Source organism: Noviherbaspirillum phoenicis (assembly GCF_047237965.1).
Lineage (GTDB): Bacteria > Pseudomonadota > Gammaproteobacteria > Burkholderiales > Burkholderiaceae_D > Noviherbaspirillum_A.
The window spans coordinates 52,826-71,648 of the sequence record NZ_JBDFLX010000003.1 but is presented as its reverse complement, the minus strand read 5'-3'; the positions used below and the strand labels follow the sequence as shown (position 1 = coordinate 71,648).

General features: G+C 57.5%; 7 protein-coding genes. 1 reads left to right on the top strand and 6 read right to left on the bottom strand.

Annotated features, from left to right (window positions below):
- Positions 1-14: 14 nt before the first annotated feature.
- Positions 15-10,415 (bottom strand): hypothetical protein, encoded by a 10,401-nt coding sequence (locus ABC383_RS22695; protein ID WP_413017497.1) that lies wholly within the window; start codon positions 10,413-10,415, stop codon positions 15-17.
- A 1,439-nt stretch (positions 10,416-11,854) separates the two neighbouring features.
- On the opposite strand from ABC383_RS22695, the gene ABC383_RS22690 reads away from it, so the two are divergent.
- Positions 11,855-12,682 (top strand): IS5 family transposase, encoded by an 828-nt coding sequence (locus ABC383_RS22690; protein ID WP_413017495.1) that lies wholly within the window; start codon positions 11,855-11,857, stop codon positions 12,680-12,682.
- On the opposite strand, the gene ABC383_RS22685 is transcribed toward ABC383_RS22690, so the two are convergent.
- From ABC383_RS22685 to ABC383_RS22665, 5 genes are all read right to left on the bottom strand, one after another.
- Positions 12,679-12,921 carry a hypothetical protein gene (locus ABC383_RS22685; protein ID WP_413017494.1) on the bottom strand — a complete coding sequence of 81 codons (243 nt, stop codon included), beginning with the start codon at positions 12,919-12,921 and terminating at the stop codon, positions 12,679-12,681. The two genes, ABC383_RS22690 and ABC383_RS22685, sit on opposite strands and share 4 nt — an antisense overlap.
- A 379-nt stretch (positions 12,922-13,300) precedes the next feature.
- Entirely contained in the window at positions 13,301-14,161 is an 861-nt protein-coding gene (istB, locus tag ABC383_RS22680) for an IS21-like element helper ATPase IstB (protein WP_011255177.1), read from the bottom strand.
- On the bottom strand, positions 14,158-15,402 hold the full coding sequence (gene istA, locus ABC383_RS22675) for an IS21 family transposase (protein ID WP_413017478.1): 1,245 nt from the start codon (positions 15,400-15,402) through the stop codon (positions 14,158-14,160). The genes istB and istA overlap by 4 nt, the downstream gene beginning before the upstream one ends.
- 510 nt (positions 15,403-15,912) lie before the next feature.
- On the bottom strand, positions 15,913-17,697 hold the full coding sequence (locus ABC383_RS22670; RefSeq protein ID WP_413017492.1) for an SIR2 family NAD-dependent protein deacylase: 1,785 nt from the start codon (positions 17,695-17,697) through the stop codon (positions 15,913-15,915).
- A 269-nt stretch (positions 17,698-17,966) separates the two neighbouring features.
- Complete coding sequence (locus tag ABC383_RS22665) at positions 17,967-18,806, bottom strand: hypothetical protein (RefSeq protein WP_413017490.1); 840 nt, start codon at positions 18,804-18,806, stop codon at positions 17,967-17,969.
- Positions 18,807-18,823: the final 17 nt, after the last annotated feature.

Here is an 18,823-nt window from a genome sequence, read left to right as displayed (position 1 = left end):
TTCTGGATCGTTGCTTATTGCTGCGAGATGAGCGGCAGTTGCAAGGGAATGAGGTCGCCCCGTGTCGCGCGGATCGCGAGCTTGCTGCCCATCCACGCCCTCTCTTTCTGCGCGGTCCACAGCTGCTCTACGCGTTGCAATTCGACTGGGTCGGCGGCATCTTTCGCGTGCTCGTACTCGTCTGTGGTCATCAACTCGGGCAAGAGGTGGCGCGGCGACGACCCTGCCGCCGGCCCCACGCTGACCAGCGGCCCGGGCTGCGGCATGTCTTCGATCCACGGAAGTGTCTCGGTGTGATCCCCGGCGCCGTAGGGCCATTCACCCTTGAGCAATGGCTCAAGAAGCCCGGCATAGGTCCTGCCGAGTGCTTTTACGATCGGCGTGCTGCCTTCCAGCGCCTTGATCCACTCTGCGAGTGACTCGGCCAATTCTTTGGCCGTGGGCTTGCTCACTTTGCATTCCTTTAGCGAGTACTGCGGGAATTGCTGGAATGCCAGGCCAGCAGGCGCCGCCAACCCAACGCTCGCTACGGCGAGCGCTTGCCACAATTCCCTAACCAGCATGGCGCGAGAGGGCCCCGTGCCGTCAAGCGCCGAGACCAGACGGGCTAGCCAATCATCGCTCCAGCCGCCTGGCACTCGCAGCGTGTCGCCAGTCAGATGCGGCCAGCCGCCTAGCGCCTTCTGCAGCGCGGCGGACACGATAACCGGCGTGCTGAGCGGCGACACTGAAATCTCGAGCTGGTGATTCGCTTTTATATCGTCTATGAGAAGCCGGCACTTCACGTCCCAGTCCTTGTCGAGCATCAATACCTTGAACTTCAAGTTCCCGGGCGAGGCATCACCCGACCTCGAGATGCGTGCCAACGCCTTCACGACCTTCTGCGGGTGCAGCGGGGTGGCTTCGGACTCGAACTCCAGGTCGTAGGCAACCTCGGGATCGGGCAGTGTGGAAAAAGCGTCCGGCCAAAGCCTTGCTGTGTCTTCGTCGGTGCAATCCACGTAGCGCAAGGCCGGCAGCGTGATTACGAAGCACGCGGAGTTCGCGTCCCCCTGATCGTCGACCGCGAGCGCAGCGACGCCCGCGTCCAGCATCGGCTTCCACGGGTGCGTCGACTTCACGCCGATCTTGCCGCTCACGACGTTGACGAGCGAGCAGGACGCATCCGGCAGGTACGTTGCCGTGGCCTGCGAAACGGCCGTTCCAGCGCTCGCGGTTATCACGACACCGTGGCGGTACCAATGAGGCAGGAAGCGGACCAGGCGGACCTTCGATTGCGCGTTCGACATGCCGCCCCGATCTCTCCTGCTCAACATGCCGGAGAGATCGGCTGCGAGCGGCAGCGTGGTCGTGTCCTCGTGTATGGGCTCGAGCACATGCTCGTCTTCGTACTCTCCAGTCCACGCGGGATCGACCGCGGTCAGAACGAACGTTGATTGCAGACCGTATCCAGACAGATTGCGCGCGACCGTCAGATTGTCCTCGCTGAGAAGCTGTTCGGGGTGGTGCGGCATCGCGACCGCGAACGAGCTGCCCGGCATGGCGCCCAGCCGCACGAATGCCTGTTTGCCAAGTTCCGCTTCCTGTCCGGGATCGGCCGCGGATACCAGAGCATCGCCCTTACGCCACCACGACACGTCGCCAACGCGACCCAGCGCGTAAGCTGCCTGCGGCAGCACAGGTGCGGTGCGCTCGATGCTGGAGATGGCTTGGCGGGGGTGCTCATTCGCGGCGGCCAAGGCAACATCCTTCCGGACCGCGGGCGTCAGCTGCTGAGCGATAGCAATGCCAAACGCCTCAAGGATCCTGCCATAACGCCACTGGGGCAACACGGCAAACGCCCGCCGGTGCGCATAGCCGTCGGGTTCAGCGAGCACAGTGGAGATCAGACCCGACGTGTCTGCGGCGGCGCGCACCGGCTCCGTCTGCTCAATGGCGCCCACGGCGAACTGCGGCGGCGCATTCGGGGACGTGGGCACGGCCGCGCATTCGAAAAAGCGTTTATTCCAGCGCAACCACTGGGTCTTCATTGTCCCCAAATTCAAAGCGTAATCGGCCTCGCTCAGCCGCAACGCATTGCGCAAGACAATCCAGAAGCGGTTCAAGCTGTCAGCCGTGGGCGGGCTGGTCTCGTCCCATTTTTCCCAACCTTTCCATGGCTCGAAGCGGCCGAACGCATCCGCGAGCTCCACGCCAGCGTGCGTGCCGGGTGCGTTATCCTCCGAGGAGTCTAGTGGAATGGCCTCGCCGCGCGACACGATGATCTGCGGTACCTTCGAGTCCAGTTCAGCGAGCAGTTGCGCAAGACTGCGATCCGCCAGATTGCGCTGCTGGCCATCCGAAAGCAAGATCACATCGACCAGAGGATTTTTGTCCTCAAGCGAGCCGCCGCCTTCGCCTGCCTTGCGCTCGAACACACGGTAGTTCAGATATTTCTCGATGGTCGGCCTGAGCGACAGTCGCACCATGGCCAAGGCCTGCCCTTCGATCGGCACGTCGTGCTCCCCCAACGCGAAACGTCCCGAGTCGTCGGGCAGTTGCGGGAAATCGACCCGCTGTGTCATCGCTCCGGGTTCCAGGAGGTATTCGACGAAGAGATGCTTCTGGTCCTCGGGATAAAGCGACTTTGCCGAATCGACAGCGCGCATAAGCTGCTCGCGCAGCTGGCGCGGCGCAAGAAACCTGTTCTCGTAGGTGTCGAAGAGGCGGATTGTCACACCAAGACCCAGGCGGTCCAACGCCACCCATCCGTAGGGATCGGCTGCCTCGCCTGTCAAGGCAAGGAACTCGCCAGGATTGATCGCCTTCAAGACCGGCGCCGGCCGGCAATCGATTTCAAGGAGAGACTCGTCACCATCCGCCCCCATTTTGCGGCGCATCCGCGCGAGGATGGTCTCAATTAGAGGATGCAGGTCGCGCTCGAAATGCATGGCCACGGTTTCAACGGGGCCCGAGTCCCTGATCTTGTCGGTTTCAGTCACCTCGACTTTGTCTTTGGCCTCCGGCTTGAGCTTCTCCCAGCCCGGCTGCAGTTCCAGGATCCAACCACTGCGGACTTCGAAGCTCCACTTCGCTGCCGTGACGGATGTCACCGGCACGGCCTGCAGCGCGCGCAACGCGGCCCGCAACCCGGTCGCGGAACCACCGCTCAGCCGCCGGCCTTCGATCTTCCAATCGTGCGCGGTGCCCACGTCCAAGGAGAACTCCCAGCTGACGACGGGCATTTCCTCCGGCGGCGGCGGCAACCCGTCGGGCCGGGTCATCCGCAATTCGATGAACTGGGGATTTCCTTGCGACAGGAGCGCTTTGATCAGCTCAGAAGCCGGCTCCAGTAGCGGGTGCGAGCGCACGGGCGAGTTCGGCCACAGGATGTACGACTCCGCTTCCGAGTACCATGCGCCCCCCGCTTCCCGCCGCGCGGCTTGGCTGGGGTAGCGCATCTTCCAGTTGCTGGGTTCGCCCAGTTCGTCCGGGGTCAATGTCACCCGGTCCGCGCCCAAGAGACGGACGCTGGTCCGGCGCTGGGCAGCGAGCCAGGAATCCGGCTCGCGAGGATTCAGTCCGGTGTCGAGGTTCAAGGCATACACGTCGAACCCGGAGAGCATCCGGTACTTCCTTGCCGCTTGCCCCAAGGCCGCGTGTGGCCGCAGGTTCCAGCTCAATCTTGATACGGCGCCGAACTCAGGATGAACATTTAAGGTGCAATCGATGCTAGCCGATGCCGGCTCGGCAATGGGCTCCGGCAGCGCGGCGCGCCCGGGAAGGACGAACAGGTCGTCGCCCGCGACCGGCCGAAGCACCTCGCGTTCAGCGTTGAACGGCAGGCGCACGAGTTCAAGTGCGTGCACCTGCGTGATCAACACCGCGTCTTTGGAACCCGTCCGCCGCAAATGCACGGCCATCTTCGGTTGGATGAGAGGCGACCGCGCAATCACCTCACCTCTCCGCTTCACCACGGACTGCACCAGCAGCGTCCAGGCGCATGGATCCGCCACATCCTGCATCAGGCGCTGCAAGTGCACCAGTGCATCCGGCAGGTTCTCTTCATCGTTGCCGCCCGGTGTCTCGTAACTGAGTTCATCAGTAGATGGGATGTCGAACAAGAGGTCTCCCGGGAGATGCGACATGCCCGCTCCCAACTTGGACGAGAGGGCCTGCTGCGTCTGCGCATCGGAGCCATAGTCGCCTGCCGGGAGGATGGCCTCCGTGCGCGCCACAATCCGCCAATGGAAACCGTCTCCGTCCTGACGTTTGACGGGAATTGAAGGCAAGTCTTTCGGGTCCGCCTTGAGCGACAGCACGAGACGGCAGGAATTGACCCGGTTGCCAACCTTTCCGTTGGCATCCACTGACGTCGCTTCGAACGGATCAAGCACGAGCGTGACCGAAGCATCCAGTAGACGCGCAAGCTTATCGATCCCTTTGCGCGATGCAATAAAGTTGCTGCAAACCACGCCGTCGGTGTCGCTCACACACACAGGTGTCACCGAGTAGCGCACCGAAATGTCCAAAGCGGGGTCCAACAGCTGGGACTTAAAGTAAGGGCTGAGATCGCTGAACTCGTCCGTGTAGCGGCAAGGGGACGCATGCAGCACCCGGGAAGGATCCCCATTTTCGTCCTGGGTCCATTCCTCGCCCACAGCGCAGGTCACCGTGATCGCGGGACTCGTGATGGGAGCACCGTCAATCGACAGCGTTCGTACGATCCGGTAGTGCTTGACGTACTCCTCGGCGGGCCGTTCCCCCTTGGTCGCATCCCAATCCCAGTGCAACAGCCATGTGAGCTTGGCAACCCTCTCATCCAGAACGGCGGACGGGTCGATGAAGTTGTGCCGCTTTTCGGAGAATCGCAGCCATGGCGGATTGAACACCGGGCATACATCGGACAGTGGCTGGGATGCCGCTGGGAGCGTGTCGACCCGTTTGCGAACCTTTACAGTCGGGCCGCCAGCTTTGCCAAGCGCCTCGGCGAATTCAAGCGGCACGAGCAGCGTGAGTCCCAGGTGCACGATGTGAGCCGTTTTGGGCACGTTGCCATCCGCGGCCAACTCGAACAGGTCGGACGCGAACTTGTGAAGCAGAAAGTCACGCGCCTCATGGCAGCGCCGGTCGGCGGGATCCTCCTTGATCGCGCCTAGGTAGCCGGTTTCCTGACGGGTGAAGCGCTCCTGGTCGCTGCTTGCTAGAGATTGTTTCGGCTTGAACAACGGTGGCTTCGCTTTTGGCTCGCAATACGGCCGCGTTCTATTTACGTCAACGGGCCTTTCGGCGACTGTCCTGAACGTCGCGAAGAAGAGTTGGCCCATGCTGGCAGTGCCCGTTTCATCGCGCGGTGCCACATTGACTTTGTCGTTTCGTTGCGTGAATTGCAGCCAAGCTGCCCACCCGACGGTGGACTCCACAGAATGGTCCGCTGATTCGATGGTCTGCTTCTGCCAGTGCTTGCCGTCAAACACGTAGAAATGCAGCGCCTGTTCATCGACAGGGATCGAATCGAATTCGATGCGGTGATCCCATGCGACATCTGCATCCGGCAGCCGCGGAGCGGCGTAGAAGGACGACTTCTCCGGGTCTTTGTCGAGAGGCAGGAATGTGATGTACACCCAATCGGAAGGCTTGATGACTTCGCCTGCCGTGAGCAGCGGTGCAACCTTCGGGTAGGACAGCACCATCTGGAAGTTGGTCGCCCCGATCTCCCTCGCCTCAACAGTGGGCCTCACCTCAAAGCCGGGTGCCACCGGCTCGTCTTGCGGCACCTTCGCGAGGGTGGTGCCCTGCGCGTTCGCGGCCGCGGCGGCCTGCCGTGCTTCTCGCCTCGCGTCGCCGGTTTTGACCGCTTCTTCGTTGGCGGCATCCTGCGTGCCGATTGGCGCAACCGCGGACGGCGTGTCCTGCACCAAGCCCAGGTTCATGAAACGCCCAACGCGCGCGGCGGATTGGTCGACCAGCCCGGCGTTCATTCCGAGGCCAACGGATAATCCCAGCGAACGCCCAAACACCGACAGCGAGATGGTGGCGCGCATCTTCGCGCCCACCTGGCCATCCCCCTGCACTGCGAGCTCGGCCAGCACGTCGATCTGCAGCGTCATGGCGAACGAAATGCGGATCGTAATCTTGCAAAGCCACGCGTCTATCTCCAGCCACGCCGAGATCCGCAATTCCACGCGAACCTGCAACGAGAACAGCGAGTAGTACAGGGAGTTGGATGCGCTCTGCGAATCGAGGTAGCCGATGATTCGCGCCGCGATCGCAGCGTAGACGGAAGCCTGGATGGCTACCCCAACGATACCTGCGTCCAGCCGTCCGGACAATTCCATCGTGAGCACGCCCTCAAGATTGAGGCCGGCCAGCAGAGCCCCGTCGTGCACGCGGAAGATGGCACCTCCGATGACGCTCAGGGTGGCTCCGCCGATGTTCTTGGTCCATCGGATGCGGTTGGGCCATCCCAGTTCGAAGTGCAGTAGGCCGGGCCGCATGTACAGGGTGGCTTCGTACTGGAAATCGCGCAGACCTTCCTTCACCGCGTCGGGAAGTGCCAGGCGTGAGCCGATCTCCGCGCCCGGGTTGCTGACCAGACGTGCCAGGAACTCGCTGCGGGCGCCAGCCAGGATGATGTAACCCGTCAGCGCCTGTTTCCCCGTGAGTTTGTTCGGGCCGATCTGCCGGTTCTTGTCCCAGTCGTAATAGCTGTAGCCCAGCCACGCGCTCGCCGTCATCATGAACGTGCTGTTGCGCATCGCGACGACCGCGTTCAGCAGCATCAGGTTGGGCAGCTTTGATTCCTCGTTTTCCTTCCAGACAAGGGTCTCCACCGGTGTGGACGCGCTGCTCATCGAGAACATTACTCGCGCAACCAGCGTCAACCCGCTGTCTTCCGACAAGTCCCAGGTTTCCAGCTTCGCCGGCTCCAGGGCGCTCAAGGCGATGTTGTCTAACTCCTTGATGACGGCCGGCAGGTTCGGCGCATTGTCGATCTCCTTGATGCCGACGTAGGTGAAGTGATAACCCAGTCCCAAGCCGGCTTCGCGAAGGTAGAACGGGATAGGGCCAAGCTGGAACTGGTAGCTGAGGCGTTGCGCTTCCAGGTAGACAAACCAAGCACGCCTGGGCGCGGACCACTGGTCCTTTTTGATTTCCACGAACCCGAAGGACGCTGCGAAGGGCGGAAAGCCGGGGATCGCGACCCGGCCCTGACCCATGAACCCGTTCGCATCGAGACTGAGATCCGGCTTCTTGCTGACTAGGACGTTAGGCGGCATGCGGCTGTCCACGGCCACTACCTTGCCCTCGACCTCGATCGCACCGCCAATGCGCAGAGCGAGCCCGAGACCCTCACAGCGCAGTCGCGGCACCAAGGTGCCCAACCCGGGCGCGATGTACAGCTTGTGGAAGTCGCATTCAGCCCGGATCACGTCACCCATGTCGGCGAACGCCACTTGGCCGCCGATAACGAGTGCGGCCGGCCGGTCGTCGAACAGGTTGCAGCGCGGCTCGAAGCCGATGCTGCGCACTTCGAACTCGAACATGTCGAAGAGGTTGGCGCGCATCGGCTCGTCAAGCGCTATCACGAAAGAAAGGTTCAGCTTCTCGAGTTCGCGCCGGATCACCTCGGATGCCCCCGCGAGCGGGCAGTCTGTGAAGCGCAGCTGGACGCCGGAGAGCTTCTTGAGCATGCCGTCCGCCAGCTCGGAAACCGTGGGCTTGAACACCGCCAACCCGGTGACGAATGCACAGAAGTGAAGACTGTCGCCGTCCTCGAACACCCGCACGTTCAAATGTTCCAAGGTGAGGTCGAAGTGAGTCTGTTCACTGCGAATCGCCTTGCCCTTTGCTTCGAGCTGCAGGTTGCCGTCGATCAAGCCGAGGCGATCACCCCTCACTCCGAACTCGAGCCTCAAGCCGACATCGACGTTCCCCAGCAGCTCGGGAGGCAATTTGCCCTTGGCTTCCAGGCGGAAAGACTCGGCCCGGCCGCTGCGGACCTTCACGGCAGCCGCTTTGAACGTGAAATCGGTTTCCAGCCCGTTCAACTTGAGCCGATACGGCTCCTTGAGCTTCGCATCCAAGTCGAGCCCGCCGCCATGTACCACGAACTTCTCGACCTCAAACTTGAGCGCGCGACCTGATGCATCCACACCTAGTTGCATGAACTCCAAGGTAGCTGTCACGCCCTCGGACAGGTACAGGCGCGTGTCGCGGGTGCGCATGTCAAGGCAAAACTGATCTTGATATACGGGCCTGTTGTCCTTGCTGAAGGACATCCGCATGCCGAGGATTTCAAAAGGCTTGTCGCCGTCTTTCGGCAGCGAAATCTTCAGGAGGCCCCCGCTTATCCCGGCAGTTAACTTGCGGGCGTCCAGCTGCAGCTGCAGGGTTGATCGGATATCCGACCCCATCAAGTGCAAGACCACCCCCATCGCCGCTTCAAATCTGCCCTCCTTCAGTTCGACTTCGGTGGCATCGAATGTTTCGATCTCAATGTACTGCTTGAGCCACTGCCCGACGCCTTCTTCCTCGTCGCCGCTGGGCGCATCGACGCTGGGCGATGCGAGGAAAGGAAGCACGCGCTTCTTCAGCTCGCTGACTTCGGGGAAGCGTGCCTTCACCGTCACTTGGTCCATCATCGGCGTGAGCTCGTAGCCCTCGAATTCGAACTTTGTCTGGCCGATCGGGGGCAGCGGTTTCTTCAAAGCGTGCAGAAACGTGGCCTGGCCGTGACGCAAACCAATAGGAACCAGGCTGAGACGTCCGGCATTTTTTGCCTGCGCCTTCACGCCGATCAACTTCTTGGGCTTGTCCTTCTTAGGCTGGTCGGCATCGACCAGTTCACCCGCAGTGCGCTCAAGCTGCGGGCCCGAAAACCACAGGTCGGTGTCCAGCTTGAGAGGCTGGTCTTCCTTGTCGACCGTGATGACGGCATAGGCGTCGAGCGCCCCATCGCGCAGGTCGATCAGCAACGCAAGATCTGCCGACTGCGGAATGGTAAGTTCGAAACCGGCGGCCTCGAACGAATAAGGCTCGGCCGACTTCGCGTGCCGCAAGGAAACGACCACCTGCAGCAGCTGCGCCGTGCGGATGTCCACCACAAGCAGCACTTCCAGATCGCCCAGCGCCGAGGCGGCTTGACGGAGCATCTGGAAGATCGACTCCAGCACCGACTGGATCACACGGGCGAGCCCAGCCACGCCTCGACCTATCGCGGCCAGGATTGCGCTGAGTACATCAACCAGAGCGTCGGCCTTGGGCAAGCTCGCCTTCGGCATTCTCAGCCGGATCCCCAGTCCTCCCACCGAAGGAAGGTAGCCGATCAGCGCATCTGCCAATGGGTCCGCGGTAGGTTCGAGCAACTGGATCTCCCTGCGCAACGGCCCGCCGATGTCCACGCTGTCGACGAGAGAGTCACCCTCGAACGGCAGCTTCAAGTTCAGCACGACGTGCTTCATCGGTTCAGCGGCTGGGTAGACCGTGAGGACGATTTCCAGATAGCCTTTCCACCGAAGGCGACTGCTGACGTCGATGGCGAGCCGCAACTTCCCATCGCCCACCCCCAGGGTTAAACGTTCAAGGGGAAACGGCAACGCCTTAGGCGCTTGGGATTTCCATGTAATTGCCTTGGGTACCACGGTGAACGGCTTCATGGTCACCTTGCCATCCTTCAGTGCGAATTCGAGGTCCCCCAGCGAAGCCGCATTGGTCCCGAATGCAGTTACCTCTACCTTTGCTAGCTTTGCAACGACCTCTAGCGCTCCTGTCCCCGCGTCATAGTCTACGAAGAGACTTGCCGGTCCATGCTTGATGCCGAACGGGATGCCGGGCAGGGATGGCAGCTGGAAGCCGAAGTTGGGCGTGGGAATCTGCAGCTTGCTGGGCCACGAGAAAAAAGGAAGGTCAAACTCGGGAAAGTCGACACCCAGTTCCGGCAGCCGCAAAGCTAATTTTGGCCATTGCACGCCTATTTGCATCACGACCCGACACGCTATACTGACCGAGGCCGCAACCCCTGCCGACTCGAAAGCAATCTCCCCGGCCAATTCCAACGCCCCATAGAACACCGCCCCAGGTTGCGCCCCGGAAAGACATACACCCAGATTGAAGTTTGCACGCCCGGCGACTGTCGCCGCGCCGGCAGGCCAAATGAGAGCCTTCAAGAACTTGTGATCGACATCTAGGCTCAACTCGGCCGTCGACACTCGCTCGACGAACTCTCCCCAATGGTCCTCAAGCTCCTGTAATGCCCCTGTCGCGGCGTTTGCAAATTCAGTCCTGATTTCTGGAAGCGTCTTGAGACGTAAGACTTCGTTGTCATTCTTCAATAGGGCCGAGGGGACCGCAAAAGGTTTCGCAAGCTTGACGCTGGCACGGTTGTCCAGCGCATATACAAACTCGAGCGACTGGGCCAGCCGCTGGTCGTCCATGCGAAGCTCGGTTCTGAACCCGGCACCCTCGGGTGCCAACAAGACGATCTGTGAGGCCACAACGTACCCTCCTTCTTTTTGTAGTCAGGAACTCGACGCTTGGTCGGCTTCGAGATGCACTTCGACCCGCCCAGTACGACGGGATTGCATCCCGGTAATTGCGCTGGACAGTGGGATAAATCCAAGGGATTCCGGGGTTGCGCCATTCGGTGTCTGCTTTGAGGTGCTCAAGCGCATTGCCAACTCATTTTCTCTTCCAGAAAAAAGTTAAATGTTCTGTGGTAATACGCGAAATAGAAATGCTAACTAAATATTGAATTAAAACAACTAACAAACTAAAGAACGACCTCTTTAACTTCGCGTTGACATCACGAACATGTCAGAAAGTAACGCGGGTGCCCGGCGTATTAACAGTCAGGTGTTGGACGTGATTCGACTAATGTCAGCAATTTTAGATTTCGGCTTAGGGTGCCCATTACGAACCTCTTCATCTGTGGTTTTCGCAAATTACTTGCTCTGTCTATGAATTTGCGTACGCACAGCTGTGCTCATTCAAATTCAAGTCCGGCGCAATGTAAGTAAGGGCTATCGCAATAGCGCTATACATAAACTTCCTGATTCGCGAACTACGAGGACACTTAGTTATAAAAAGGAGTAGAGATCATCACCGAAATTTGCTGTCGTGTCTTATCCGCTAACCTGTGCTGCATTGGCTTTCGCAATCATTGACCCGCTTGCTCGCTCAGCAATTTCCAGCTTGACCCATCGTACATAGCCTGCTGTTAAGAATGTTTCGTACTGCGGAGGCCTGCAGGACGCTTGAGCCGAAGGTAATCACGTCTCCCCGCACTTTTCATCACAATCAATCTGAGCAAGCTGTTTTGCTTCATTGTCATTCGCACTTTCGACTTCCACTACTTTCTTGTGCGATCGTTGCAGGTGCATTCGTAAGTGTATTTAAAGTTCCCTAGAGTGCCAGCTGGTTCCTTTTTTTTATATTTTATAGTAGACATCAAGCTTCTCCTCTTTAGTTGTGGTTTAAATAAAATAACGGGAAGTATCCACTTGCAAGGTGTTTCCTATCATGATCAAATTTTTTTGATCTGAAAGCGATGGAATGTCGCCACCCATCACAACGGCTCGATGGAGCCTGCAGTCACTTTGCTGCTAACCTATTTGACCTTTTGATTAGCTCGTCAAGGTTAAGGTTAAGCATATTGGCTCCTATAAATTTTAACTTTTTGTCTTACTATGATTTTGCAAATAGTATAACGTTTGATAGCGCAAAAGTTTTTACCGAATGGCGACTTTGCAGTTTATTGACGTGTATCACACGAAGAAAAAATAGTTGTAACTTTCGTTCTTAGAGACTGTTTGAAAACTCATTGAAGGCCTTTAATCTGGTTGCCTGATGCGCAAAAAGCGCGGGAGGCATTGCCATGTGGACCAAGGAACACCGGGCAAAGGCACTGGCCCGGACCAGAGAACTCAAACGCTATCCGAGTGATTTGACCGACGATGAATGGTTAGTCATTGCACCGCTGATGCCGGCCGCATCCCGCATAGGTCGTCCGCGGAGCGTGGACCTGCGCGAAGTGATCAATGCGATTCGGTATCTGGTGCGCTCAGGGTGCGAGTGGCGCATGCTGCCACGCGATTTGCCGCCCTGGCAGACGGTGTACTGGTGGTTTCGACGCTTCGTGCGTCGCCTGCTGTTTCGCGTCGTCCATGACATTGCCTTGATGATGGATCGTCTTCTGCATGAGCGAAACAAGCAGCCGAGTGCTGGTGTATTGGACAGCCAGGCGGTCAAGGCACCAGCCTCGCGCGAGCGTGGCTACGATGCCAACAAGAAGATCACGGGTCGCAAGCGCCATATTGCCGTTGATACGGATGGCAGGTTGCTGATGGTTAATCTCACCACAGCCAGCATTTCCAATTCGGCCGGCGCGCAGCAAGTGCTCGATGCACTTAAATTGCGCTGGCCTTGGCCCAGGCGACTGTTCGCCGACAGTGCGTATGACCGCCGGGTCTTGCTGGACAAGGCAGCGTTCCTAGATTTCATTGTCGAAGTGGTTCGCAAGGTCCAGGACCAACACACATTTGTGCTGCTGCCACGGCGCTGGGTCGTAGAGCGAACCTTTGGCTGGATGATGCGTTGGCGCCGCCTGGTGCGTGACTATGAGCAGCGGGTTGATGTTTCCCGCCAGATGATTTATGTCGCCACAGGCAGCCTTCTTCTTAAACGACTCTTCGATACCAATTAATTATCAAACAGGCTCTTAGAAGACAACATGGTAACTAGTGAGTGTTTGAACTTAATCCAATACTCTGCATGAAAGTACCAGGCTTTGGTTAATAGCAGCGATTCCTTCGCCGCCGCAGACCCACGCCGAATTTTGATGACGATGTCCTGCGTGCTGGCTGCCGTCTCAGCCAGCTTCAACGGCGGGGGATTAACCCCGCTGGTTGAATCGGCATGGTCCTGCCCGCGTGGCAACGGCATCTGCCTCCTGAGATTCATGCTCTGCCACCCAGCAGTGCAGCAGATTGGCATTGAGCCAGTGCTGCAATGCCACCGCCGCAATTGACACGCTCGGCTGCATGCATGCCCGACTGCCTCTGGTTTAAACGCCGCACTATGCCACCGGCGCCGCATCGGCTTGACGTCCATGTTCTCTTCCATGATGTACGAGTGTCCAGTTAAGTCTTTGGTGGACAGGATGCGCCCTGGACACCATGCATTAAGTCAAGATGGGGTTACCGTGCGCTTACAAAGGCCGTAATGCCGGGCGGCTCGGATTGTGACGGTACTGGCTGTCAATGCCGCACGTAGTTTCCTCATATCTGCCGAAGTAAATTTCCCCACCCTTGGCAGTGGGAAGTCAACCCGGCAGTGACGCGGCTTCCTCCCTTTTGGGACGGCCGGGCCGGCGCTTTTCCGGTACAGGGCTACCCATTTCATTGAATGCAGGACGGTTGCGTAAGTGCTCTGGAATCAGGGCGGCATGTTCCCGAAGCCGGTACGAATTGCCTTCGATGGGAATGACGATCGCATGGTGTAGCAACCGATCTAGCAGCGCAGTGGCCACAACTGGATCGCCGAAGATCTCGCCCCATTCACTAAAGCCACGATTGCTGGTCAGGATCATCGCGCAGCGCTCGTAGCAGGCATTGACCAGCTGGAAGAACAGATTGCCGCCGGTCGAGCCCAACGCCAGGTAACCAATCTCGTCAACGATGAGCACGCTGTGGCGCGACAGGAACTTCACCCGCTCACGCAGCTTGCCTTCGCGCTCGGCCTTGCGCATGGAATCAACCAGCTCGGCCAGTGTGGCAAAGTACACGCTCTTACCAGCCCTGATGGCTTCTACACCGAGTGCCACGGCAAGGTGGCTCTTCCCTGTTCCAGGTGGCCCAAGGAAGTGCACGCACTGGCGTCGCTCAATGAACCCCAGTTCCGCCAGCGCCATGACACGGCTGCGCTCCAGCGATGGCTGGAAGCTGAAGTCGTAACCGGCGAGCGTCTTGAGCACTGTCAGGCGTGCAGTCTGCAAAGCGATCTTGATGCGTCGACTCTCGCGTGTGCTGTACTCCTCGCCCAGCAAGGCTTCGATGGCTTCCAGGGCAGTAAGCTGCCCTTGTTCGATCTGGGACTGCACCGTCTGCAAAGCTTCCAACGCGCGGGGCATCTTCAAACCAATCAGATGCCGGCGGATGCGTTCGGCAATGGGTTCATGGGTCATCGCTGGCCTCCGATCTGCCGTGCAATAAAGTCATAGACAGCCAGCGGTCGCTGGGCAACAGCGTGGCCAGGCGGTAGCACAATGGCATCCGGCTTCTCGCGCTGCATGATCCGCTGCAGTACCCGGTGGCCCGCCAGGACTGAGCGCTCGCGCCGGCCCGCCAACCGGGCATGGGTAGCGATCAAGGCGCCGTCCTCGAAGATGCGCACGCTATCAGGCGTGGTCTCCACATCGAGTATCCGCTTCCTGGTGCCGTCTGGCACGCTGTAGTAGTTGCCGCCAACGCTGACACAGCCTTCGTGGCTAACACGCCGCTCGACGCGCAGTACCGCTTCAAACCGACCAGCCGGCAAGGGTTGCAGTTGCGGCTGCTCCTCTCGGAAGTGCTCCACGACGACGCGCCCAGTCGTGCCATGGCAACGTACATTGGCCACCGTATCGAGCCAGTGGCGTAGTTGGCGGTTCATGTCATCAATGTCCTCGAAACTGCGCGCCATGAAGAAGTCGGCACGGATATAGCGGTAGGGACGCTCGACCTTGCCCTTGGTCTTGGCTCGATACGCCTGGCAGGCACGCGGAAGGAAGCCGTAATGAGTCCCGCACGCCAGCAGCTTGCCGTTGTAGACGATGCCTTCGCCGCTGTCGTCCTCTCCCAGTACCGCCGTCTTCATGCGGTCGTACAGGATCTCCCGTGGTACACCGCCGAAATGGGCAAACGCTTCCATGTGGCAGCGCAGGACCGTTGGCAGGTCCTGGTGTAGAACGAATTGGCCCCACGAGTAACGACTGTGGCCCAGCACCATGGCAAACAGCCAGACTCGGCGTACGGGCCCCTGGTTGCCAAAGCAGACTTTGAACTCGGCAAAGTCGACCTGCGCCTGTTCGCCGGGCGGCGTTTCAAATCGGACTTCAAAGATGGGCGCCGGCGGCGGGCGTACTGTGCGCAGGAAATCGTTGACTGCCGTGCGGCCACCCGTGTAGCCCTGCGCCCGAATCTCCCGTAGCAGCCGCTCGCCAGTGAGTTCCGGCCAAGCAGTCACGCGTTCGCGTAAGTAGGCTTCGTAAGGCTCGACTACCGTTGGACGAGGGTGGCGCGGCTTGTATTTCGGCGTTGCCAATCCCTCGCGAATGTACTTGCGCACAGTCTTACGATCATGCCCGGTCCGCTCCGCAATTGCCGATACCGACAGGCCTTGCCGGTGCAATTCGAGAATCATCATCCACTCCTTTAACTTGACCACTTGCTCTCCTACCGGCAATCAACATGCCGTCATGGTGGAGCAAGTAGAAAGCGGGCGCGAAATCCGGTGCGCGCCCGCCTTACCGTTCAAACTGGGGAAAATTCAAACGGCAGAAGTGGGGAGTATTACTCCGGCAGTGACACTGGCTCTGCGGAAAATGACGTGGGTCCATGTTGGCCTCATTAAAATCTTCCGGAAAACGGGTATGAGACCGGCAAATCCTTGTAAATTCCGTACCCGGTTTCAAACGCTAACCCTCACATGGTGAGTCGACCAAAACGTTTTTTCAGCGCGCACTAATGACAGCCGTGTGGTCAGCGGCTTCAGCAATGCAACCGCTAAGTGAATAAAGCTTTTGCCCGGCATGGCGGATGTTGACGTTTCCAATGCATCTGCCTTCGTAGTGCGGTCTGTTGATCTGATGCTAACCTCGGCTTTTAACATTCAGAGTGAAAGATTGACTCTTGCCGTGCTGCGAAGGCAGGCAACAGATGTTTTGGGGAAATGGACTTATGGCGTTCTACTTCGATAGTCGACGATAAAAGTGCTTCCGGAAACTAGGCCAAATTCCCTCACCTTCATATTGCCGATTTCGTTTAAGCCTAGCGCCTGGAATCGGTGGGTTGGAACGGGGTAGGCTGACAACTTTGGGATTCGGTCTTCCTTTGGTAACTCAGCAATACAATCATTTAAATTACCATCCGGATCAACAATCTTATAATGCGTTTCTGACTTTCCCTGCGTATCAATAACCTCTACACGTATGCGCAGAGGGGTATTCTCGAGTTGCTCAGCCAAATTGACATAGCCACCATCGATCAAAGCAATCACACTTGGATCGACAACATAGACGATCACGCGCATTCGTTCAAAGTGTTCGTCGGGGGTTCTCTCTTGGCACCACTGACCATAGGCCCTGGCCATCTGGACGAGAGATACCCATGGATGAAAAACCCGTTGTTTCCCAGCAGATAACAACTGAACATGTGCGACCTTAATGCCAGTCGCTTCAACAACCTCCAAAAAAGCACGGAACCCGGTTCGAATGGCTTCGGGGCTTCTTGCATCACGCGATGATAGAGTGTCGTCAGAAAGTTCCCTAGCAACAATTCCATAGCTGCGCTCAAAACCGCCCCATTTGACGGTATAGTCATTTATCCAAGCATAACGCCGTAGCGTCGGGCCACCAGCGCCAAGCAAAGCGCGATCGCTTAGCATTGGAGCTCCGGGCGGTGGAAGTGGATTTTTCGATTTATCCTTGTAGGCTCGGCCACAGCTAATTGCTACAGCTTCATTGTCAGGCAAATCGCTTTCGCTAGGCAGCGTCGCACGAGCAATTTCAAAATGCGGCTGAGCGCGATGGGTGTCCCGGATTGAAAGTGAATTTAAGTGGAACCCCCATCGGCTTGATCTAGCCCGCTGGCTTTTCAGGAATCTCATAAATCCATTGAGCATCCTCGATACATCGCTATGCTGGCCACGGGGATAGGTATAGCACTCAATGTGGTACTGCTCACGCATCAGGCGAGGAACTACCTGCCCTTCCTGCACGATTGCGAAATGTGGGCCGATTGGCGGACCGAAAAGCTCAATAATTTCGTCAAAAAGCGCGCGAAAATAACTTTCACCAAGTCCCGACCCAAGGAAAAACAGCGACTTTGAACGGAACAGTTCGGCGAAACATCGACGAAAATGAGGCGTGCGGTGTGCAATCTGTCGGTATTCCGCATGTCCAACTACGAGTTCTTCTTCAAGGCGTCTCCCGTCGAAGCCGGCTCTGGTGAAGGCTTCTCTTACGACTTTGTGTTCTGGTTCGAGAAATCCTTGAAGAGCCCAAAGTACCTCATCGACGGGAAAGCTTAGGTGCTGCAACAGGTAGTGGCAATCGGCTTCTGATCTTCCTATCACGCGCGGTGGCGTTGTCCGAATTTTGAGCTTTGCCCTAAGGTACACGTCATCGTAATTAGTCGTGCATACAAGCGGCCAAAAAAAGGAAGCTAGTGCTGGCGAGTGAGTTGAGTCTAAATCGTCATTGTCGGTATATACCGAGGCACGAACTGCGCGAGCGACATCTGCACCATTAAGACGAAGTCTTTGTATCGCGAACAAACCCCGTTCTATCACGCTAAGATTTATGTTCGGCTCTTGCTCGAATCCAGCCTGTTGCTCTAAACCCTTGATAAAGGGCTCCCAGCGGGTGCACACCGGATCGCTCATTCCAGAGCCAATGAAGGGAACGAGAAGCCCCCGGTCATACAGGGCGGCAAGAGATCTGCAGTCAAGTGAGTCAGTCATCGCATCCCGCCAAAGGTCAACATTGCCCGGATCGAATGATTGGGCTATGTAGTTGCGCCGGCATTAAGTAGTAGCGCAAATGGAATGGTGCTCGCAAAAACATGCTGAATCAAGACTTGGAAGCGCCAAGTTATGACGCATCTCAAGCATGCAAAACACTTTGGACCCGTAGTTTTTTAGAGGGGGTTTTAATCGTTGCGAGCAACGGGCTCAATCAAACGCAGGTGGAGTAATTTCCTGTGAATGATAATTTATTGCCAATAATCGTTTTAGTTTATGCGTGTGTTTGCTGGGATGCATTTAAAGAATCCACAGAAAATATTGTACGGTCCCCGGTCACAGTTTTGTGGGTCGGTTATAGTACGTCCAGAGTTATCTACATTTCTCGCCGGAGTTTGACCTGGCTTATGCGACCAGTTACCATTGTCATCCAAGCGATACCAATGATAGTCGTAGCCTATGCCTAGAACTAAGGCAATGAAGTGCCCTTGAGTCGGCGTAGTTGCTGGAGTAGAAACTGGGACTTGCCCGTCACGCTGCGCCGCTGGTTCTACGTCATTAGCACAAGAAAGCAATTGAGTCCAACTCTGTCCAGTCCCGCGCCCAGGCTGTGCAAATGTATTTGTTATTTTGTCGTTGGCGTAATTATAACAGTTATTCCTGTGTTGAATATTAGGATCATTATTCCATTTTCCCGGAGTATAGGGAGGAATGCTCATAATGGCCGGCTGCTGAGCTAGCGCCGATATTTTTCCACTGGATAGCTCTTGACTGACATGTTGGTTAATCCTCGCATCTACATTTTGACTGGCGGTCGATAATAACCATTGCTCTAAATCCGGCGCATCACTTACTAAGTTTGCTCCAAACCGAGCAAGGTCAACAATGCCTGCATGTATATACATCTCTGGCTCTAGGTCCTTTTCTCTTACCGAATTGATGGTAAAACCCCGATAACCCAATCCGCCAATAATGCCAGGCGGTTTTAAAAGTGTACTTTTACTTATTCTAGCGAGACGGGCGGAAAGCTCTTTTGATTGGTCATCAGTGAGTTCCCATGCTGGGTCTGGTCTACCAGAGAATACATGTAATGTGACGGTCACAGACATAATTTTATCCCTCGAAT

What these genes read in the sequence shown, in the direction of transcription:
- ABC383_RS22695 (WP_413017497.1), bottom strand. Translation starts at nt 10,415, where the DNA reads ATGGACGACCAGCGGCTGGCCCAGTCGCTCGAGTTTGTATATGCGCTG.
- ABC383_RS22690 (WP_413017495.1), top strand. Translation starts at nt 11,855, where the DNA reads ATGTGGACCAAGGAACACCGGGCAAAGGCACTGGCCCGGACCAGAGAA.
- ABC383_RS22685 (WP_413017494.1), bottom strand. Translation starts at nt 12,921, where the DNA reads ATGCCGTTGCCACGCGGGCAGGACCATGCCGATTCAACCAGCGGGGTT.
- istB (WP_011255177.1), bottom strand. Translation starts at nt 14,161, where the DNA reads ATGACCCATGAACCCATTGCCGAACGCATCCGCCGGCATCTGATTGGT.
- ABC383_RS22670 (WP_413017492.1), bottom strand. Translation starts at nt 17,697, where the DNA reads ATGACTGACTCACTTGACTGCAGATCTCTTGCCGCCCTGTATGACCGG.
- ABC383_RS22665 (WP_413017490.1), bottom strand. Translation starts at nt 18,806, where the DNA reads ATGTCTGTGACCGTCACATTACATGTATTCTCTGGTAGACCAGACCCA.